Origin of the sequence: Anseongella ginsenosidimutans (assembly GCF_008033235.1) — a bacterium.
GTDB classification, from domain to species: Bacteria; Bacteroidota; Bacteroidia; order Sphingobacteriales; family Sphingobacteriaceae; genus Anseongella; species Anseongella ginsenosidimutans.
Genome location: NZ_CP042432.1, coordinates 3,741,053 through 3,760,399, shown reverse-complemented (window position 1 = coordinate 3,760,399; position 19,347 = coordinate 3,741,053). Strand labels below are relative to the sequence as shown.

Below are 19,347 nucleotides of genomic sequence, written 5' to 3'. Positions count from 1 at the left end.
TAATTTTCGCCCACCACCAATCAATAAAACCAAATGTCAAAAGTTACCACATTAGGGCAGTTCATTATTGAACGCCAGGCCGATTTTCCCTATGCGAAGGGCGAGCTGTCAAGGTTGCTGCGGGATATCGGCATTGCTTCCAAGATCGTAAACAGAGAAGTCAATAAGGCCGGGCTTGTGGATATCCTGGGAGAGACCGGAGGTACCAACGTGCAGGGCGAAAAGGTAAAAAAACTGGATATTTATGCGAATGAACAGTTTATTTCGGCCCTTAAAAGCGGCGGAGAATGCTGCATGATCGCTTCCGAAGAGAATGAAGAACTCATCTATATTGATTCGGAAATTTCCAGCGAAGCGAAATACATTGTGGCCATTGATCCGCTGGACGGTTCCTCCAATATTGATGTGAACGTCTCAGTAGGCACTATCTTCTCTGTGTACCGGCGCCGGTCAACCGATGTTCCGGTCAGCCCGGACGATGTGCTGCAGCCCGGCATCCGGCAGGTTGCGGCCGGTTATGTAATTTACGGATCTTCTACCATGTTGGTTTATACGACAGGCTGCGGCGTAAACGGCTTTACGCTTGATCCTTCCATCGGGGAGTTTTGCCTTTCCCATCCCGATCTGAAGATGCCGGAATCGGGAACCATTTACTCGGTGAACGAAGGTTATTATGTGCATTTCCCGGAAGGAGTAAAGAAATATATTAAATATTGCCAGGTGGAAGATGCTGCCAGTAACCGGCCCTATACCTCGCGCTACGTGGGTTCCGCGGTAGCAGATATTCACAGGAGCCTGATCAAAGGCGGCATTTTTATTTATCCCTCTTCCGCTCATGTTCCCAGCGGAAAACTCCGGCTGCTCTATGAAGCCAACCCGCTTTCCTTTATCGTGGAACAGGCCGGAGGCCGCGCTTCCGACGGTTACGGCCGTATCATGGAATTAAAGGCCACGGCTATTCATCAGCGGACGCCGGTATTTATCGGGTCTTCAGCAATGGTAAAAAAGGCGGAGGAATTTATGCTGCGGTATTCGCCTCGTAATCAATTGGACGAGTCTTTATCCGGTTTGACAGCAGGATAATGCCTGCGGCAACGAAAGGTATGCTAAGCCATTGTCCCATGTTCAGTTCCATGTTCCGCTCGAAAGCAACCTGTACGTCTTTATAAAACTCTACGAAAAAGCGGAAAGCAAATAAAGCGATCAGGAAAATGGCGAAGATAACGCCGTCTTTCAGGCGACGGGCGTTGCGTTTATAATAGTAAAAAAGGAAGGCGAAAAGCAGGAAGCAGAATAATGCCTCATATATCGGTGTCGGATGACGGGGAATGTTGTCCACGCGTTCAAACACAAAGGCCCAGGGAACATCGGTGGGTTTGCCGATGATCTCGGAATTGAGCAGGTTCCCCAAGCGGATAAATCCTCCGCCAAGGGCTACCACAATGACAATGCGGTCCAGCACCCAAAGATATTTTCGCTGGTGCTTCCTGCAAAACAGGTAGAGGCCCGTGATGATCCCAATGGCCGCCCCGTGACTGGCCAGGCCGCCCTGCCAGATGAACAGGATCTCCAGCGGGTGCTGGCTGTAATACGCCCAGTCATAAAAAAGGCAATGACCCAGCCTTGCGCCCACAATCGTGGATACGATCATATAAATTGTCAGCGAATCAAGGACTTCAATGCTTATTTTTTCTTTCTTAAAGATCTTCTGAAGGACGAAATATCCGGCCACGAATGCTGTAGCCCATAAAAGGCCGTACCAGCGGGGAGCGATGAAACCCAGGTCAACAATTTCGGGACGGGGATTCCAGTGAACGTAATTAAGGATCATATTGCCAAAAATACAATTTTTTTTCAGCCGCGGGGCGTCCTTTAATTGCCCCCGGCCAGGCCCGCTTCAAACCCCCGGTCGATCAGCAGGGAAGCGGAGCAGGCTGCGGCCACAGCCAGCTGGTCGCAGCGTTCATTCTCGGGATGCCCGGCGTGACCCCGAATCCATTTAAAGCGGACGTTATGTTTGCTGTAAATGCCGACAAAACGTTTCCACAGGTCCGCATTCTTCTTTCCTTTAAAGTCAATGCGTAACCAGGAACGCAGCCAGCCTTTCTCCACGGCATCTACCACATATTTTGAGTCGGAATAAACAAGGACCGTCTGGTTCTCTTTTTTAAGGGCCTCCAGCCCGGCAATAACCGCCAGCAGCTCCATGCGGTTATTCGTGGTTTTTCGAAAACCCTGCGAAAGTTCCTTGTAGTGCGCGCCTGCACGCAGGATTGTTCCATAGCCTCCAGGCCCCGGATTTCCTCTGGAAGCGCCGTCAGTAAATAGCTCGATCATCGCCGGCAAAATACGTCAAATGCCGGCAGGCTTGCAAGTTTCAGAAATCATCATACTCGAATTTCCCGCTCCCGATCAGCACGCCGTCCATGTATATCTCCCAGTCATTGGATGATTTACTCAGGGTAACAAGGTCATAATACACGGTTTCCAGGTGATTGCTGCACTCATGCATGAACTGGATAAAAAGAGCAGAAAAAGTAGGCAGAAAAACAAGATTGATCTTTGGTTCTTTCTGTTTATGCTTAACCTTGTATTTTTCATAGTTGGAAACGACAGCGTCTACGACGTTCTCCCTGATGTACGTTTTTACTTTCTCCGTCAGCATGTTAGGTCTCCTTTCTAAGAATTGGATGATAAATATACAATTTTCAGTGCCCCGTGGCAAGGAATTCTTTCAAAACGGGCGATTTTGGGCGTTCGAAAATGTCTTCCCGCGTCCCCTGTTCAATCACTTCGCCCAGGTACATGAACACGATATGGTCCGCTAGTGTACTTGCTTGCTGCATAATGTGTGTGACCAATACAATCGTGTAATCTTTTTTTAGTTTCACGAAAAGCTGTTCAATTTTTTTACTCGAGATCGGATCGAGGGCGGAAGTGGGTTCGTCCGCGAGAATGATCTCCGGGTTCACCGCCAGGCCCCGGGCAAGGCATAGCCGCTGCTGCTGTCCAATGGAGAGCCTGGAAGCAGGCTGGTCCAGGCGGTCCTTTACTTCTTCCCACAGGCCTGCTTCCCGAAGGTGTTTTTCCACTTTTGCCTTTACAGTATTTTTATCGCGGATGCCTTGTATTTTTAGACCGTAGGACACGTTCCGGAAGATGGACAAGGGAAGCGGATAAGGCTTTTGCGACAGCAAGCCCATTTTCTGGCGGATCGCCGAAAGATCCTGACCGGTATTAATAATATCGTCCCCGTCAATATATACGTGACCGCTGACAGTTAATTCACTATAGAGGTCGGTGAGCTTGTTGAGGCACTTCAATAAGGTGGTTTTGCCACATCCGGAAGGGCCCAGGAGAACGGTTACTTTATTCCTTGGTATCTGAAGCGAAATATTTTTGAGAATATGCGACCGGGCGCTTCTGACGTTCAGGCCGCTGATGGAGATGACGGGGTCCGGTTGTGCTAAATTATATGACATTGCGTTTGAAATTTCTGGGCAGCAGGCGTGCTGCGAGACTGATGATTAATATAAGTACGGTTAGGATAACGGCTGCGGCATAAGCTCTTTCCCGCACCTCCGGTATCGGCGAGCCTAGCTGGAAAAAGATCGAAAGGGGGAGCGTGGCAGCTGGCTGGGAAAGGTTCTCGGGAATGTAATCGGTAAACCCGGCGGTGAACAATACGGATGCGGTATCACCGATGCCCCGGCCGAAGGCAAGGAGGAAAGCGGTAATAAACCCGGGCAGGGCCTGCCGGAAGAAAATGACAAAGGCGGTTTCCGTTCTCGTGGATCCCAGTGAATAAGCGGTTTCAAGCAAACCCATAGGAATGGTTTTGAGTACTTCATCCATGGCTCTTATCATAATGGGAGCGATCAAAAGCGAAACAGTGATGATGCCGGCCAGGAGCGATGTTTGAAGGTTGAAAAAAATCATCAGAGCAAAGCCGAATGCGCCGTATACGATGGACGGGATCCCCCAGAGGACGTCCAGTAAAAAACGGATCCCCGTCAGGAATTTCTTATATCTTACCAGGTACACGTTCATGAACAGGGCCGTGGGAAGACTGATGAGCCAGGCAAGCGAGGCTGCTCCCGATGCCAGGTAAAGCGAGCCCACGATGGCATTGAGCAAACCGCCGTCCTTTCCAAAATAAAATCCGCCTTTTGGCGTTTGGGAAACCATTTCCCAGGAAAGCGCCGGAATTCCCTTTTGAAACACGACCCAGATGATCAGCAGCAGGATCAGGATGATAAAATACGTGACAGCCGACATCAGATTTCTGAAGAACCATTCTTCCGTTTTCTTTCGATTTCTCATGTTAATTCTGTTTTGTAAATAAGGTATCGTGAAAGTGAATTGAACAAGAAGATGATGAGAAATAATACCAGGGCCGAGAGCATCAGCGCGGAATCATAGAGCGGAATGGACATCATCTCTCCGTAGTTATTCGCGATAAGTGCAGGCAAGGGGTATCCCGCCTCCAGGAGGTTGCCCGGAACCTGTACCACGTTTCCCACCACCATCAGCACAGCGATGGTTTCTCCTAACGCTTTGGATATTCCCAGACCGAAAGCCGAAATAATGCCGGTCATGCCTTTCCGGACCAGCACGAATTTGATCGTTTCCCAGCGGGTCGCGCCCAGTGAAAGCGAAGCTTCATTCAGCTCGCGGGGTATGTTCCGAAATACTTCAATGAGCAGGTTCAGCATGTAGGGAATACACATGACGGCCAGTACGATACCCCCTGCCAAAATACTGTAACCCGTAAGCTGGCTGCCTGCAAGCGGAGCAATATAATCTGCAACCAGGGGCACAATGACCAGGATGCCCCAGACGCCGTAAACTACCGAAGGGATGCCGGCCAGAATGTCAATTACGGGGTGCATGATCCTGAGCAATACAGGCCGGGCATACTGCGTGAGATATATGGCCGCCAGCAGGCAGATGGGCCCCGCCATTGCAAAAGAAAGCACCGTGACCATTACCGAGCTGATAATAAAAGGGTAAAACCCGAATTTTTCTTCCATCGGCGACCATTGGGCCGAACTGAGCAGCGAAAAGAATGACTGGTGTTCCAGTACAGGAATTGATTTTGCAAGCAATCCCGTTCCTATGGCCAGCGGCAGCAGCAGCAGCAGGGAAGTGCATACAAGCATCCAGCCCGAAGAAAGTTTGTCGATCAATTGCCTGCCAATCATTTTCCATTTAGTTTTTGGAGTTCGGATTGAAGTATTGCGGTATCGACGGGAACATAACCTGCCTCTTTCACATACTGCTGCCCATCCGTGAGAATCCATTTGAGAAAGGCCAGCACAGCTTTATTTTCCGGCAAGCCGTCGGAAACGAAGTATAGTTCCCGGGCTGGGGGAGAAGGGTATTTTCCCCCGGCGATTGCTTTCAGAAGGCTTCCGGCGTGGTCATAAAAGTCCTCTTCGGGATCAATTCTGCCATTTTCGTTTACATCGATCGGGATTACTTCAATTCCCGGCCTTTTTTCCCCCGTGTTAATATTGTAGACGTAGGCCACATTATTAAAACCGATTGCTAAAGGGTCCTTTGACACGGCTTCGGCGAGGCCTGGGTCTCCGAATACGCCGATGCCCTGAAGATTTTCCTGTTTTGCATCCCACTGCAGGAACTGAGCCCAGGTAGCTGCCGCCCCGGCGGCATCCGAACGGGTATACAGATTTATTTTATCCGCATTGGCGCTGGAAAGAGCCTGGCCCCAGGTGGAGATCTCTTTAGTGATAAAGATTTGCCTGAATTGCGTGCTACTGAGCCCTTTTTGCTGCAAATTGCCGAGGAAGGGATTACTAGCGCTGATGGTGGGAAGTACAGCGTCTTTGGCGACCGTAATCCACCATACGCCTTTTTCTTTTTCCGCAGGGCTGATCTCCCTGGAAAACATGCCCAGATCTACGGCGCCGGCCAGGGCGTCGGCCATGCCCTTTCCTGCGCCTCCGCCGGAAATATCTATCCTGGTATCCGGATGAAGCTTCCTGTATTCTTCTCCCCACTTTACGGCAAGGGGATAGAGTGCGAAAGCTCCCGAAAGGCTGATGTTTTCACTGGAACTAGTACTGCAGGAAGTGCTGACCACAAGAGACGGCAATAGCAGCAGAATACTGTAAATAAGTGGTTTTTTCATTGTTAATAAAGTGTAAGTGTGTGATAAATGGTAGTTCGCAAAACGTTGGTGTTCAGAAAATCACTCCCGTTGCTTTTTTCCTGGAAGATGTTCAGATAACCTAATTCAACCTGCAAATTCTTTGAGAAGGAATAATTCAGGGCAGCATAGATCCTATTCTGGTCAAAGACATTGCTTACGACGTTCTTACCGGCATTCAGCATGATTTCGTCAAAAAGTTTCGCCTGCAGCGTCCCTTTGTTGTCAGTCCCCCTGATTAAAGGATACTGTAGCTGAATACGGTACCGGAACCGAACGTTGAAATTGTAACCGTCGTCAAGGTGCGCACCGGAGGTTCTTCTTATGAACCGTTCTTCAATGCGATAGCGGTGGCTGATATCCAATTTGTTGCCATGCCGGTAATTTATTTCCTGGTGCAGCCTGATCTCGGGCCTGCGCAATTCAACCGGCAGGTCAGGATCCTGTGGCTGGGATTGTATGTTATACGTGATACCGGCGCCCACATTCCAACCGGACTTTAAAGCCCTGGTTAGTTGTATTCTCGGGAGCAGCCACACATGCTGACGGTCCGGGAAAGCAAATCTTCGCAACTCTATCTCCGTCTGAACTGTCCATTTATTGTTTAGCTGCGAGCGGTTAAAATACCTGATCCAGTACTGGCTGAAATGATCGGTATTTTTTTGCTGCGCGAGTACCGGAAGGGGGCTTACTCCAAAAAATCCAAGGAGTATTGCCGTAAGGGACGAGGCGAGTATTCGTTTCATTTTCCGTTGTTGTTAATTGAGAATGCAATTATATATAAAATCTATAGATATAGTAGAGTATTTTGTAGTGTTTGATTTAAGTATCTAATTCACAGGTGATTAATTTTCATGTCTAATCCGGCCGTGGCGTTTTTAAGGTGAATTCGGTGAAAGGTTCAGTAGAATTTTTGAGCGGTTCATGACGAATTAGTGAAATGTTCAGTAGAATTTATGAGCGGTTCATGACGAATTTAGTGAGAGGTTCAGTAGAATTTATGAGCGGTTTAAGGGAAGATTCTGTGAGAGGATAAGGGGGATTCTGCCAGAGGTTAAGGGAATTCTCTGAGAGGCTGAAGGCGAAAGTTAATTTGACAAACAATTTTTGTGAATGAGCAGCAGGAATGTTAAATTTGCACTCGCTAAAAAAATGGTGGGTGTAGCTCAGCTGGTTAGAGCGCCAGATTGTGGTTCTGGAGGTCGTGGGTTCGAAACCCATCACTCACCCAAAGCAGGAAAGGGGCTGTTCTTCCGGGACTCAGCCCTTTTTTATTTCTATTTATCGTGTTCCTTCATGTTCTTTTAACCCGCACCGATATTTGCAAACGCGGCCGCGATAAGGTCTCTCTTTTTTACCGCCTGATGCTCCCTGCTATCCGTTTTGCAATGCCGTTTACGCCGCTGGCGGGGGAAGCCCGGGACAAAGTGAAGATCTTCCGAAAAAAGTCGTAGAAATTTTTGGATGTTAGAAAAAGTTCTTATATTTGTAGTGCCCACCCAAGGGCATGTTTTTCATAGGTAGATGTGGGGTCGGTTAGTAACATAACCGACCCTTTTTTATTAACTCTTTTTATTCTTAAACTTGTCCCATGTCAGGTAAAAAAGTTGTTATTGCCGTTACCGGCGCCAGCGGCGCTATTTATGCAAAGGTGCTGCTTGACAAAATTGCGGGGCTGGGGCAGCAGGTGGAGGAAGCAGGCCTGATTATGTCTGATAACGCCAGGACCGTATGGGAGTATGAACTTTCAAACAGGTCTTACGCGGATTATCCATTTACCGTTTATGATAAAAACGATTTTAATGCGCCTTTTGCGTCAGGATCGGCCCGTTTCGATACCATGATCGTCGCGCCTTGCTCCATGGGTACCCTTGCACGGATTGCTACAGGCGTTTCCAACGACCTGTTGACAAGGGCGGCCGATGTTATTCTCAAGGAAAGAAGAAAGCTTATTCTGGTAGTGAGGGATACGCCCTTCAGCCTCATCCATATCAATAATATGAAAACGGTGGCTGAAGCGGGAGGTATTATATGTCCAGCCAATCCTTCTTTTTACAGCAAGCCTTCGGGGTTCGAAGCCCTGGCGGCAACTGTCATCGACAGAGCGCTCGACCTGGCCGGATTTGAGCAGGCTTCTTTTCGGTGGGGCGCTTAAATTCCCTATCTTTGCAGGCCATGGACGCACCAACGATGGACGCACCAAAGAAAGTCAGCTTTTATACCCTTGGCTGCAAGTTGAATTATTCTGAAACCTCAACTATTGGAAGGCTTTTCTCCCAGGCAGGGTACCAGATTACAGAATTTCACGAGGGCGCCGATATTTATGTGATAAATACCTGTTCCGTTACTGAAAACGCGGATAAGAAATGCAGGAAAGTAGTCAGGGAGGCGCTTAAAGCTTCCCCGGATGCCTACGTTGCGGTTATCGGCTGTTTCGCCCAGCTGAAACCTGTGGAAATTTCCGGCATTCCCGGAGTTGACCTGGTGCTTGGCGCGGCGGAAAAATTCCGCTTGCTGGATCATATCGGCGACGTTGTCAAAAAACCGAAGGCGCGGATACTAAACAGCGAAGTAACTGAAGCCAGTAATTTTATTGCTTCCTGGTCGGCCGGGGACCGGACCCGCAGCTTCCTGAAAGTCCAGGACGGCTGCGATTATACCTGTTCCTTCTGCACCATTCCTCTTGCCAGGGGCAGGAGCCGTAGTGATACGATTGAAAATATTGTGCGCTCGGCTGAATCCATTGCAGCGTCCGGCGTGAGGGAAATTGTATTGACGGGCGTTAATATCGGGGATTTTGGAAAGGGGCAAAGTGGCGGGCGACGTCAGGAAACGCATTTTTACGACCTGGTAAAGGCGCTCGATAAAGTGGAAGGGATTGATCGTTTCCGTATCTCGTCCATTGAACCCAATCTGTTATCAGATGAGATCATCGAATTTGTCGCCTCCTCAAAACGGTTTGTCCCGCATTTTCATATTCCCCTGCAATCCGGAACCGATAAGATCCTGAGCCTGATGCGCCGAAGATACCGTACGGACTTGTACGCCAACAGGGTTTCCCGGATCAAGTCGCTGATGCCGCACTGCTGTATCGGGGTGGATGTGATCGTGGGCTTTCCGGGCGAAAGCCGCGAAGATTTCCTGGAAACGTACAAGTTTATCAACGAGCTGGACGTGTCTTACCTGCATGTGTTTACCTATTCCGAACGGGATAACACCCACGCACTCAGTTTGCCGGGAACCGTGGAACCCGCCGAACGGGCCGAACGCAGCAGAATGCTTCATATTCTTTCCGAAAAAAAACGCAGGCACTTTTACGGGCAGCATCTTGGCAGCATGGCGCCGGTATTGTTCGAAGGCGACTGCAAGGATGGCCGGATGCATGGTTTTACCCCGAACTATATCAAAGTAAGGGCAAAGTATGATCCTCTGCTTGTAAATGAACTAAAAGTAGTAAAGCTTGTGGAAATTGCTGATTCCGGGGAAGTTGAGATCACCGAGCCGGAAGAGGTGCTTATCCATGAACAACAGTAGGAGAAAAAATGGATTTTCAGTCAATATTAACAGAAATAAAGCCCCTGATCCTGGAAACAGGAGAATTTATCCGGCATGAACGCACGCTTTTCAGCAATGAAAGGATCGAATATAAGGGTGTGGCCAATATGGTTTCCTACGTGGATAAAACGGCGGAAGAAAAACTGGTGGAAGGCCTTGCCAGGATCCTGCCTGACGCGGGTTTTGTTACGGAAGAAGGTACCATCAATAAAACCGGCGAAAGGTATGACTGGATCATTGACCCGCTGGACGGAACCACGAATTTTATACATGGTTTTCCTCCTTTCTCTATCAGCGTGGCATTGCGGGACAGGCAGGAGATCGTACTCGGGGTCGTGTACGAGATCACCAGAGACGAATTTTTTTCCTCTGTAAAAGGAGGGGCAGCCCACCTGAACGAGCATCCTATCCGCGTTTCCACGCCGGCAAGACTCGAAAACAGCCTGCTTGTTACCGGATTCCCTTACGATCACCTGGGAAAACTGGAAGAATGGCTCAGGTTATTCCGAAAGCTTACCGAAACGACCCACGGCGTACGGCGACTGGGTTCGGCAGCCGTAGATCTTGCGTATGTTGCCTGTGGCCGGATTGATGGTTTTTACGAATATAATCTGAACGCCTGGGATGTGGCTGCGGGGGCTTTCATTGTACAACAGGCCGGCGGCAAAGTAAGTGATTTCTCGGGAAGTCCGGAGTTTATTCAAAACCGTACCCTGCTGGCCAGCAACGGGCTTATCCAGGAAGAATTACTGCAGCTGATCCGGGAAAATTTTTAAGATTCGCGTCAAGCACGCTCGCACCTTCCATCACGCACCCGGGCAGATTCGCGTCAAGCACGCTCTCAGATCCGAGTCGTACCGGGTTCCGCGTCACATGCAACCCGCAGTTCTAAACCGCTTCGGCCACTACTTCCGTGACTTCCGGCACCATTCGCTTGAGCAGGCCTTCGATGCCTGATTTAAGCGTAAGGGTAGACGACGGACAGCCGCTGCAGGCCCCCTGGAGGACGACGGTCACTACTCCTTCATCGAACGCTTTAAACGCAATATGCCCTCCGTCCATCTCAATGGCGGGCCGTACGTAATCGTAAAGGATCTGCTGGATCTTCTGTTCGGTTTCGCTTCCCGTAAATTTAACGGCTTCCTCTTTTCCTTCGCTGATCTTCAATTCGGATTCAACGGCGCCTTTAACAAATTCCTGCAGGATGGGAATGAGTTCGTTCCACTCAGTACCGGCCGTTTTGGTAATAGTGACAAAATTGCTTGCGAAAAATACCCCGTTCACAAAAGAGAATTTGAAAAGCTCGCTGGCAAAAGGAGAACTTTCGGCGCTCTGGCGATCTGGAAAATCAACGCTTCCGTTGATGAGTAATTTATTGGTAATGAATTTTATGGTCGCCGGGTTCGGCGTAGGCTCCACGTAAACATTTATTGTTGAAGTCATGATCTTACACTCTTTAACTGATTATCTATCAGACAAAATTAAGCCGGAATTGTTTAATAACCGGTGTAATTATGCGGGCTAAAGTTCTTTAATTCGGTTTTTACCTGGTCCTTCAGCTGAAGGCCGTCAATAAAGGAGTGAATTTCTTCCCGTCCTACGGCGCCGTTTTTCCTGGTCAGGTCCTTGAGCGTTTCATAAGGGCGGGGATAGCCTTCCCGCCTCAGGACCGTCTGAATAGCTTCCGCCACCACCGACCAGTTATTATCCAGGTCCTGGTCAATGGCTTCCTTGTTCAGGACCAGTTTGGATAAGCCTTTCAGGGTTGATTTTAACGCGATAAGCGTGTGCGCCAGGGGAACGCCCAGGTTGCGCAGTACCGTGGAATCGGTCAGGTCCCTTTGTAATCTTGAAACAGGCAGTTTGGCTGCAAAATGTTCGAATAAGGCGTTGGCTATGCCCAGGTTGCCTTCGGAATTTTCAAAGTCAATAGGGTTTACCTTATGAGGCATGGCCGAAGAGCCTACTTCGCCCTGCTTTATCCGCTGCTTGAAATAATTCATGGAAATATAGGTCCACATATCCCGGTTGAGATCAAGCAGGATATTATTGATCCTTTTAAAGCAGTCGCAATGAGCCGCCAGGTTGTCGTAATGCTCTATCTGGGTAGTCAGCTGCGAGCGCTGAAGGCCAAGTACATTATTTACCAGGTTATTGGCAAATTCAATCCAGTTGATATGCGGGTAGGCAGCAAGATGTGCGTTAAAATTACCGGTAGCGCCTCCGAATTTGGCCGAATAGGGGATGTGCTGTAATAATTGCAGCTGTTGTTCTATGCGTTCGGTAAATACCGCCAGCTCCTTTCCAAGCCGGGTGGGAGAGGCAGGCTGGCCATGTGTCTTGGCCATCATGGTTACCCCGTTCCATTCTTCGCTTAGTTCTCCCAGCTTGCCAGTCAGTTCATGGAGGTAGGCCATGTATATTTTTTCAATGGCGCCCTTCAGCATTAAAGGCACCGCCGTATTATTGATATCCTGGGAGGTCAGCCCGAAATGAATGAATTCTTTGTATTCCTCCAGTCCCAACTCGTCAAATTTCCCTTTCAGGTAGTATTCTACCGCTTTTACATCATGATTCGTTGTTTTTTCAATCTCCTTTATTTCGCGGGCGTCATGCTCGTGAAACCGTTCGGAGATATCTCTCAGCTTGCTGTAATCGGCGGGGTTGAATCCTTCAAGCTGCGGAAGCGGTAGTTCGCAAAGGGCAATGAAATATTCAATTTCTATTCTTACCCGGTATTCCATTAAAGCAGCTTCTGAAAAGTAGGGAGCCAGTTCAAGCGTTAAACGGTGGTAACGCCCGTCTACCGGCGAGACGGCTGAAAGTGCAGTAACTGACATAGAACAATTTTTTTTCAAAAATAACCTATCGGGCTGTAAAACAAAAATGTTACAGGTTTTTATCTTGCTTTTAAACGCTTTTAGGATGGAAACTTTGGAATTGAAAAAAGTTTCCATAGTTTTGCGCCCTGAGGAAATAAGAATTGGAAGAGAGAATATTATTGGCAGCTGAGGAACTTTTTTGCCGGTATGGCATAAAAAGTATAACCATGGATGATATAGCAGGCCACCTGGGAATATCGAAAAAGACGATCTACCAGTTTTACAAGGATAAAAAGGAACTGGTACACCTGCTTATGCAGAAAATGGTCTCGGACCAGCAGGAAGAGATCAGTCAACATGAAGCGGGCGCGAAAAATGCGATAGAGGAGATATTCGCGGTGATCGTATGCCTGCAGCGCCTGATGCAGACTATCAACCCGGTGATCTTTTATGACTTGCAGAAGTACCACCCGGAATCATGGAAGTTATATCAGGATTTCCGGGATAATTTCCTGACCCGGCGTATCAAGACGAATCTTGAACGCGGTATTTCAGAAGGGCTGTACCGGAAGGATCTTGACCTGGATATCGTAGCCATTATGCGTATTAATGACCTTGACACGGTGTTCAGTACCCAGGTATATTCCCCCGCGCGTTTTGACATGGGAAAAGTACTGAGCGAGCTGACCAACCACTACCTGTACGGGGTGGTCTCATTAAAAGGCTACAAGCTGATTAACGAGTATAAAAATGTTTATGAAGAAGATTAATCTATGTATAAAGTATGAAGAATAAATTATTGATCACCGGCCTTTTGCTGTTTTCTTTGAATGCAGCCAGGGCCCAGGACACGACAGACGCGTTACGCTTTAATCTCGAAGAATGTATTGATTATGCCTTTGAACATCAATACACAGTAAAGAACGCGGAACTGGATGTGGAACTGGCAGAATCGGAAGTAAAGGAAACCATTGGCCAGGGGCTTCCCCAGGTGAACGGGAACGTGAACTTCCAGGATTACCTGAAACTGCCTACGCAGCTTATTCCCGGTGAGTTCTTCGGCGGCGAGCCCGGAACCTATATCCCGGTGCAGTTTGGTACCCAGTACTCGCTTACTTATGGGCTGGAAGCTACACAACTCCTTTTTGACGGAAGCTATTTCGTAGGCCTGAAGGCTTCACAGGTTTACAAGGACTTGTCTATTAAAAGCCTGAAGCGCTCAAGGATAGAAACGGCGATTGCGGTTTCTAAAGCTTATTACAGCGTGCTGGTGACCGAAGAGCAATTGCAGCTGGCGGATGTGAATATCGCCCGGATCAAAAAACAGCTGGATGAAACGCAGGCCCTGTATAAGAATGGCTTCGCCGAAAAGATAGACGCAGACCGCCTGCAGGTGCTTTACAATAACAGCCTTACGGAAAAGGAAAGCCTTACCAGGATGGCGGCTCTTAATATCCATATGCTTAAATTTCAAATGGGCATGCCAATAAGCGGGCAGCTGGTATTGAAAGAAAGCATCGAAGATGTTCAGTTTGAACCGGTATTGCTGCTGAATGAAGATATAGATCCGGCTAACCGGATAGAATATTCCCTGCTGCAGACCCAGGAAAGCCTGAATGAGCTGGATCTGAAACGCTATAAAACAACCATGCTGCCCCGGATCGAAGCTTTCGGAAGCTATAACCGGAACGGGCAGGAAAATGACTTCGGCAACTTATTTAACGGGGACGGACAGTACTTTCCTACCACGGTCGTGGGCCTGCGGATCTCAATTCCCCTGATAGGAGGAGGTCAGAAATGGCAGCAGGTTAAACAGGCAAAGCTCAACCTCCTGAAAACACAGAATGAACTGTACAACCTGGAAAATGCCATTTCCCTTGAAGTAAGGCAAGCCACCACCACCTATACCAACAGCGTGGAATCCATGGAAAACCAGGAGCGGAACATGGAACTGGCAGAGGAAGTGTACAGGGTCTCCAGGATCAAGTATTCCCAGGGAGTTGGTTCCAGCCTGGAAGTAACTACCGCCGAAACTTCGCTGAAGGAAGCGCAAACTAATTACATTAATTCATTATATGACGCCCTGATCGCCAAAATCGATCTGCAAAAGGCCAAAGGAACCATAGAAACCGAGTAATAAAACTTATGACCATGAAAAAAGCATTATTTATACTTTCGGCAGCCGCAGGATTTGCTTTTCTTGTAACGGCATGCGGAACTTCCGGCGCCAATCCTGATAAACAGGCCCAGCTGGAGCAGTTAAGGGAAGACAAAGAGATCCTGGACGAGAAGATCAAGGCTTTGGAGGCCGAGATACTTGCTGAAAATCCCGAACTGGCTCAAAAAAAGGTTTATAACGTAGCCATTGATACCATTGGCCTGCAGCATTTCGAACACTATATACAGGTGCAGGGAAGGGTAGAATCAGAAGACAATGTGGCGGTGAGCGCCGAATCCGCCGGGATTATCCGGAGCATCCTGGTTAAGGAAGGGCAGCGTGTCAGCAAGGGGCAGACCCTGGCCCAGATCGACAACCAGGTGCTGCAGAGTTCCGTTGCCGAGCTGAAAACCGCCCTTAGCCTGGCCAATACGACCTATGAACGGCAGAAAAACCTCTGGGACCAGAACATCGGCACCGAGTTCCAGTTCCTGCAGGCAAAGAACAATAAGGAAAGGCTGGAACAGCAGCTGAATACTTTGAACGAGCAGATTGAAATGACCAAAATAAAATCACCCATTAACGGAACGGTGGATGCGGTGATCGCCAAAGTAGGCGAAAGCATCGGCCCCGGTACGCCTTCCTTCCGGGTGGTAAACCTGAGCGACCTGTCCGTCAAAGCGCAGATCACTGACAGTTATTCCGGAATGGTCAAAACCGGGGATGAAGTGATCGTGTCTTTTCCGGATATAAATAAGGAACTCCGGAGCAAGGTGAGCTTTGTCAGCCGGGTTATTGATCCTGAATCAAGGACCTTTGATATTGAAATAAATATCCCCACCCTGGATCAATACAAACCTAATATGGTGGCCGTGCTGAAGATCGTTGATTACACCGCCGACGAGGCGATCGTGATACCGGTAAACGTGATCCAGGAAACCGAAGGTGAAAAGTATGTATATGTAACGGGCGAAGAAAACGGAAAACTGGTGGCGCGAAACAAACCGGTAGAAGTAGGAAAAACCTACAATGCCCTGGCGGAAGTAGTTTCCGGCCTTGAAGCCGGTGAAAAACTGATTACCACGGGTTACCAGAACCTCACCGAAGGCGCGTTGATCGACATAAAATAAATATTTCCGGAATGAAAGACATATTTAAGGAATTTAAAGGATCGAGCTGGGCGATAGAAAATCGCACCAGTGTGTATATCGCAACGGTCATTATCTGTCTCGCCGGCTTGTTCACGTATATCGGCCTGCCCAAAGAGCAGTTTCCCGAAGTGGTATTCCCGCAAATATACGTGAGTACCGTTTACCCGGGGACCGGCCCTGCAGATATGGAAAACCTGGTGACCAAACCTATTGAAAAGCAGGTAAAGTCGATCAAGGATGTGGAAAAAGTGACCAGTAATTCTCTCCAGGATTTTTCGAACATCATTATTGAATTTGATACCGACGTGGATGTGGAAGTGGCAAAGCAGCGGGTAAAAGACGCTGTGGATAAGGCTAAGCCTGATCTGCCTACCGACCTTCCGGATGACCCGGAGGTAATTGATATTGACATTTCCCAGCTTCCCATCATGAATATCAATCTTTCGGGAAGCTATGACCTGGTCCGGCTGAAAGAATATGCCGAAGACATGCAGGACCGCATAGAAACGCTTCCTGAAATAACCCGGGTAGATATTGTGGGAGCGCTGGAAAGAGAGATCCAGGTAAACGTAGACCTGTATAAAATGCAGTCCGCCAAGGTCTCCTTTTCCGATATTGAGCAGGCGATAGCGTCGGAAAACGTCACCGTTTCAGGCGGGCAAGTTTCCGTGGACGGCATGAAGCGTTCCCTGAGCGTCAACGGGGAGTACAAGGATGCCGAAAAGATGGAAAACATCATCGTCACTTCCACCAGCGGCGCCCAGGTTTACCTGAAAGACATTGCGGAAGTAGTGGACGATCATGAAGAGCAGGAAAGCTACGCCCGGCTGGACGGGGAGAACGTAATTACCCTGAACGTGATAAAGCGCAGCGGTGAAAACCTGATCAATGCCTCGGATAAGATCAATGTCATTGTGGATGACATGATGAAAAATGATTTTCCGCCGGGGCTCAAAACAACGATCACCGCCGACCAGTCGGACAATACCAGGGTAACTCTTCATGACCTGATCAATACCATTATTATCGGTTTCGTACTGGTAACGATCATACTCATGTTCTTTATGGGAACTACCAATGCTATTTTCGTAGCCCTGGCGGTACCTTTATCCTCTTTCCTGGCCTTTCTTATTATGCCGGGCCTGGACTCAATACTCCCAACGAGCTTTACCCTGAATATGATGGTCTTGTTCTCGTTCCTGCTGGCACTGGGCATCGTGGTTGACGACGCTATTGTTGTCGTAGAAAATACCCACAGGATCTATGATAACGGTAAAATGGAGATCAAGAAAGCGGCAAAGGCGGCTGCCGGGGAAGTATTTCTGCCGGTGCTTTCCGGTACCATTGTAACCCTGGCGCCTTTTATCCCGCTGTTGTTCTGGCCGGGAGTAATCGGTAAGTTTATGTTCTTTCTCCCTGCGACGCTTATTATAGCGCTGCTGGCTTCCCTTGTGGTGGCGTATATTATGAACCCGGTTTTCGCCGTGGATTTCATGAAACCCCATAATGAAGACCGGGACCACCATAAAAAGATCACCAGGGGATTCAAGATCACCGCACTGGTCATGGGCATTCTTGCGCTTATTTTTTACCTGGCCGGTTCTTTCGGGATGGGAAACTTCATCGTGTTCCTGTTTGGTATTTACGCGCTGAATAAATTTGTGCTTACCGGCCTTATCAGGAGATTCCAGGAAAAAACCTGGCCCAGGGTTCAGGAAGGTTATAAAAAACTGATCAGCTGGTGCCTGCACAAATCCCGCCCGGCCTGGGTGCTGGTGGGAACTTTCCTGCTTTTCATCTTCAGCATTGTATTTACGGCGCTGCGCCAGCCGCCTGTCGGGTTTTTCCCGCAGGGTGACCCGAATTTTATTTACACCTATATTGAACTCCCAATAGGCACTCACCAGGAATATACCGATTCAATCACGCACATTGTGGAAAACCGGATTGCCCGTGTAATGGAGGAAGACAGCGCGTTGGTAGAATCGATCATTTCCAACGTGGCCATAGGCGCAAGCGACGATCCCATGGCCGGAGGCTTTGAAACCAGCCCTCACCTGGGCAAGGTCACGGTGGCTTTTGTAAAATTCGCCGAACGGGACGGAAGATCTACCAAAGTATACCTGGAACAGATACGAAATGCCGTTCAGGGTATTCCGGGCGCGGAAATTACCGTAGACCAGGAACAAGCGGGGCCACCTACCGGCAAGCCTATCAGTATTGAAATATCGGGCGAAGATTTTGAAGTATTGATTGACGCTGCCGAGAACGTACAGGAGTACCTGGTGGAACAGCGTATCGGCGGTATAGAGGAACTAAAATCCGATTTCCAGAGCAATAAGCCGGAAATAGCGGTTAATATCGACCGTGAACGGGCCAGGAGGGAAGGTATTTCCACCGCCCAGATTGGTCTGGCCTTGCGAAACGCTCTTTACGGTAAGGAAGTATCCAAGTTCAGGGATGAAAATGACGATTATCCTATTATGGTCCGGCTGGAAGAAGACCAGCGAAATAATGTGAATACGCTGGTAAATATGCCTATCACTTTCCGGGATGCTAATTCGGGCCAAGTGCGGCAGATACCGCTTTCCTCTGTGGCAACCATCGAGTATACCAGTACCTATGCCCGCGTTACCAGGATCGATCAGAAGCGGGTAATCACGCTTTCGTCAAACGTACTCACCGGCTACAATGCTAATGCTGTCGTCGCGGAGATACAGCAGGCGCTTGGAAATTACCAGGCCCCGGAGGGCATTGATATCCGTATGACCGGCGAGCAGGAAGACCAGGCCGAAACCATGGGCTTCCTCCAGGTCGCCTTCCTGGTCTCTTTCGGACTGATATTCATGGTGCTGGTGACGCAGTTCAATTCGCTGAGCAAGCCGCTGATCATCATGGCCGAGATCTTCTTTAGTATCATTGGGGTACTGATCGGTTTTTCGCTGTTCAAAATGGAAATATCCATTGTCATGACAGGGGTGGGGCTGTTCGCTCTCGCAGGCATCGTGGTGAGGAACGGAATTTTGCTGGTAGAATTCACCGACCTTCTGATAGAGCAGGGAGTAGAAACCCGGGAAGCCATTATAGAGGCCGGGAAAACGAGGATGACGCCGGTAATCCTGACCGCCCTCGCGGCTACCATGGGATTGATACCACTCGCAGTCGGGTTCAATATCGATTTTGTGAAAATGTTCACGGAGCTGAATCCCCACATCTTCTTTGGAGGTGATAACGTGGTCTTTTGGGGGCCGCTCTCCTGGACAATGATCTTTGGCCTGATTTTTGGTACATTCATTACGTTGATACTTGTTCCTGTTCTTTACTACTTGGTATACAGGATAAAAGTTAAGACAAAGAAAAAGATTCAAAAGCTCCAAATTTCATAGGTTTAGGTTAGTTTAGGTAATGAAGAAATCCCGCTCCCCGCGGGATTCTTCATTTTAGGGGTAATTGAAATGACGGCCGGGCTTATTTTGAAGGGCAAAAAGA

At 48.7% G+C, this 19,347-nt stretch carries 18 protein-coding genes and 1 tRNA gene; 9 read left to right on the top strand and 10 right to left on the bottom strand.

Annotated elements, in window-relative coordinates:
- The first annotated feature begins 33 nt into the window (after positions 1–33).
- Complete coding sequence (gene fbp / locus FRZ59_RS15820) at positions 34–1,083, top strand: class 1 fructose-bisphosphatase (RefSeq protein ID WP_132129901.1); 1,050 nt, start codon at positions 34–36, stop codon at positions 1,081–1,083.
- Here fbp and lgt read toward each other — a convergent pair.
- From lgt to FRZ59_RS15780, 8 genes are read right to left on the bottom strand one after another with little or no spacing between them, the layout of a single operon-like run.
- Positions 1,019–1,831 (bottom strand): prolipoprotein diacylglyceryl transferase, encoded by an 813-nt coding sequence (lgt, locus tag FRZ59_RS15815; protein ID WP_132129902.1) that lies wholly within the window; start codon positions 1,829–1,831, stop codon positions 1,019–1,021. The two genes, fbp and lgt, sit on opposite strands and share 65 nt — an antisense overlap.
- Positions 1,832–1,872: 41 nt before the next feature.
- Complete coding sequence (gene rnhA, locus FRZ59_RS15810; RefSeq protein WP_132129903.1) at positions 1,873–2,337, bottom strand: ribonuclease HI; 465 nt, start codon at positions 2,335–2,337, stop codon at positions 1,873–1,875.
- Between the two features lie 40 nt (positions 2,338–2,377).
- Positions 2,378–2,665 (bottom strand): hypothetical protein, encoded by a 288-nt coding sequence (locus tag FRZ59_RS15805; protein WP_132129904.1) that lies wholly within the window; start codon positions 2,663–2,665, stop codon positions 2,378–2,380.
- A 43-nt stretch (positions 2,666–2,708) separates the two neighbouring features.
- A complete protein-coding gene (locus FRZ59_RS15800; protein ID WP_132129905.1) occupies positions 2,709–3,482 on the bottom strand; it encodes a phosphate ABC transporter ATP-binding protein in 774 nt (257 codons plus the stop codon).
- Positions 3,472–4,323 carry a phosphate ABC transporter permease PstA gene (gene pstA / locus FRZ59_RS15795; RefSeq protein WP_132129906.1) on the bottom strand — a complete coding sequence of 284 codons (852 nt, stop codon included), beginning with the start codon at positions 4,321–4,323 and terminating at the stop codon, positions 3,472–3,474. Before pstA ends, FRZ59_RS15800 begins: the two co-directional genes overlap by 11 nt.
- Complete coding sequence (gene pstC, locus FRZ59_RS15790) at positions 4,320–5,204, bottom strand: phosphate ABC transporter permease subunit PstC (RefSeq protein WP_207910315.1); 885 nt, start codon at positions 5,202–5,204, stop codon at positions 4,320–4,322. Before pstC ends, pstA begins: the two co-directional genes overlap by 4 nt.
- On the bottom strand, positions 5,201–6,154 hold the full coding sequence (locus FRZ59_RS15785; protein WP_132129907.1) for a PstS family phosphate ABC transporter substrate-binding protein: 954 nt from the start codon (positions 6,152–6,154) through the stop codon (positions 5,201–5,203). The genes pstC and FRZ59_RS15785 overlap by 4 nt, the downstream gene beginning before the upstream one ends.
- A 2-nt stretch (positions 6,155–6,156) precedes the next feature.
- Positions 6,157–6,918, bottom strand: coding sequence for a DUF2490 domain-containing protein (locus FRZ59_RS15780; RefSeq protein ID WP_132129908.1), 762 nt, complete (start codon positions 6,916–6,918; stop codon positions 6,157–6,159).
- 409 nt (positions 6,919–7,327) lie between these two features.
- Here FRZ59_RS15780 and FRZ59_RS15775 point away from each other — a divergent pair.
- From FRZ59_RS15775 to FRZ59_RS15760, 4 genes are all read left to right on the top strand, one after another.
- Positions 7,328–7,401 (top strand) — tRNA-His (locus FRZ59_RS15775).
- Between the two features lie 362 nt (positions 7,402–7,763).
- Positions 7,764–8,327, top strand: a complete 564-nt coding sequence (locus FRZ59_RS15770; protein WP_132129909.1) for a UbiX family flavin prenyltransferase — start codon at positions 7,764–7,766, stop codon at positions 8,325–8,327.
- Between the two features lie 20 nt (positions 8,328–8,347).
- A complete protein-coding gene (gene mtaB, locus FRZ59_RS15765) occupies positions 8,348–9,706 on the top strand; it encodes a tRNA (N(6)-L-threonylcarbamoyladenosine(37)-C(2))-methylthiotransferase MtaB (protein WP_225975087.1) in 1,359 nt (452 codons plus the stop codon).
- Positions 9,707–9,714: 8 nt separating this feature from the next.
- On the top strand, positions 9,715–10,503 hold the full coding sequence (locus FRZ59_RS15760; protein WP_132129910.1) for an inositol monophosphatase family protein: 789 nt from the start codon (positions 9,715–9,717) through the stop codon (positions 10,501–10,503).
- Positions 10,504–10,615: 112 nt separating this feature from the next.
- Here FRZ59_RS15760 and FRZ59_RS15755 read toward each other — a convergent pair whose 3' ends face one another.
- Both FRZ59_RS15755 and purB read right to left on the bottom strand, forming a co-directional pair.
- Entirely contained in the window at positions 10,616–11,170 is a 555-nt protein-coding gene (locus FRZ59_RS15755) for a NifU family protein (protein WP_132129911.1), read from the bottom strand.
- A gap of 53 nt (positions 11,171–11,223) precedes the next feature.
- Positions 11,224–12,567, bottom strand: coding sequence for an adenylosuccinate lyase (gene purB, locus FRZ59_RS15750; protein WP_132129912.1), 1,344 nt, complete (start codon positions 12,565–12,567; stop codon positions 11,224–11,226).
- A 143-nt stretch (positions 12,568–12,710) separates the two neighbouring features.
- Between purB and FRZ59_RS15745 the strand changes: the two genes are divergently transcribed.
- Genes FRZ59_RS15745 through FRZ59_RS15730 form a run of 4 tightly spaced genes read left to right on the top strand, consistent with a single transcriptional unit; the run spans position 12,711 to position 19,244 of the window.
- On the top strand, positions 12,711–13,319 hold the full coding sequence (locus tag FRZ59_RS15745; RefSeq protein WP_132129913.1) for a TetR/AcrR family transcriptional regulator: 609 nt from the start codon (positions 12,711–12,713) through the stop codon (positions 13,317–13,319).
- A gap of 14 nt (positions 13,320–13,333) precedes the next feature.
- Complete coding sequence (locus FRZ59_RS15740; protein ID WP_132129914.1) at positions 13,334–14,686, top strand: TolC family protein; 1,353 nt, start codon at positions 13,334–13,336, stop codon at positions 14,684–14,686.
- A 14-nt stretch (positions 14,687–14,700) separates the two neighbouring features.
- Complete coding sequence (locus FRZ59_RS15735; protein ID WP_225975086.1) at positions 14,701–15,837, top strand: efflux RND transporter periplasmic adaptor subunit; 1,137 nt, start codon at positions 14,701–14,703, stop codon at positions 15,835–15,837.
- An 11-nt stretch (positions 15,838–15,848) separates the two neighbouring features.
- On the top strand, positions 15,849–19,244 hold the full coding sequence (locus FRZ59_RS15730) for an efflux RND transporter permease subunit (RefSeq protein ID WP_132129916.1): 3,396 nt from the start codon (positions 15,849–15,851) through the stop codon (positions 19,242–19,244).
- Positions 19,245–19,347 lie beyond the last annotated feature (103 nt).

Bases quoted from the DNA above. Each gene is read 5' to 3' on its own strand.
- fbp (WP_132129901.1), top strand. From the start codon at position 34: ATGTCAAAAGTTACCACATTAGGGCAGTTCATTATTGAACGCCAGGCC.
- FRZ59_RS15760 (WP_132129910.1), top strand. From the start codon at position 9,715: ATGGATTTTCAGTCAATATTAACAGAAATAAAGCCCCTGATCCTGGAA.
- lgt (WP_132129902.1), bottom strand. From the start codon at position 1,831: ATGATCCTTAATTACGTTCACTGGAATCCCCGTCCCGAAATTGTTGAC.
- mtaB (WP_225975087.1), top strand. From the start codon at position 8,348: ATGGACGCACCAACGATGGACGCACCAAAGAAAGTCAGCTTTTATACC.
- FRZ59_RS15740 (WP_132129914.1), top strand. From the start codon at position 13,334: ATGAAGAATAAATTATTGATCACCGGCCTTTTGCTGTTTTCTTTGAAT.
- FRZ59_RS15780 (WP_132129908.1), bottom strand. From the start codon at position 6,918: ATGAAACGAATACTCGCCTCGTCCCTTACGGCAATACTCCTTGGATTT.
- FRZ59_RS15735 (WP_225975086.1), top strand. From the start codon at position 14,701: ATGAAAAAAGCATTATTTATACTTTCGGCAGCCGCAGGATTTGCTTTT.
- FRZ59_RS15785 (WP_132129907.1), bottom strand. From the start codon at position 6,154: ATGAAAAAACCACTTATTTACAGTATTCTGCTGCTATTGCCGTCTCTT.
- FRZ59_RS15800 (WP_132129905.1), bottom strand. From the start codon at position 3,482: ATGTCATATAATTTAGCACAACCGGACCCCGTCATCTCCATCAGCGGC.
- FRZ59_RS15805 (WP_132129904.1), bottom strand. From the start codon at position 2,665: ATGCTGACGGAGAAAGTAAAAACGTACATCAGGGAGAACGTCGTAGAC.
- pstA (WP_132129906.1), bottom strand. From the start codon at position 4,323: ATGAGAAATCGAAAGAAAACGGAAGAATGGTTCTTCAGAAATCTGATG.
- FRZ59_RS15770 (WP_132129909.1), top strand. From the start codon at position 7,764: ATGTCAGGTAAAAAAGTTGTTATTGCCGTTACCGGCGCCAGCGGCGCT.
- FRZ59_RS15730 (WP_132129916.1), top strand. From the start codon at position 15,849: ATGAAAGACATATTTAAGGAATTTAAAGGATCGAGCTGGGCGATAGAA.
- purB (WP_132129912.1), bottom strand. From the start codon at position 12,567: ATGTCAGTTACTGCACTTTCAGCCGTCTCGCCGGTAGACGGGCGTTAC.
- pstC (WP_207910315.1), bottom strand. From the start codon at position 5,204: ATGATTGGCAGGCAATTGATCGACAAACTTTCTTCGGGCTGGATGCTT.
- rnhA (WP_132129903.1), bottom strand. From the start codon at position 2,337: ATGATCGAGCTATTTACTGACGGCGCTTCCAGAGGAAATCCGGGGCCT.
- FRZ59_RS15755 (WP_132129911.1), bottom strand. From the start codon at position 11,170: ATGACTTCAACAATAAATGTTTACGTGGAGCCTACGCCGAACCCGGCG.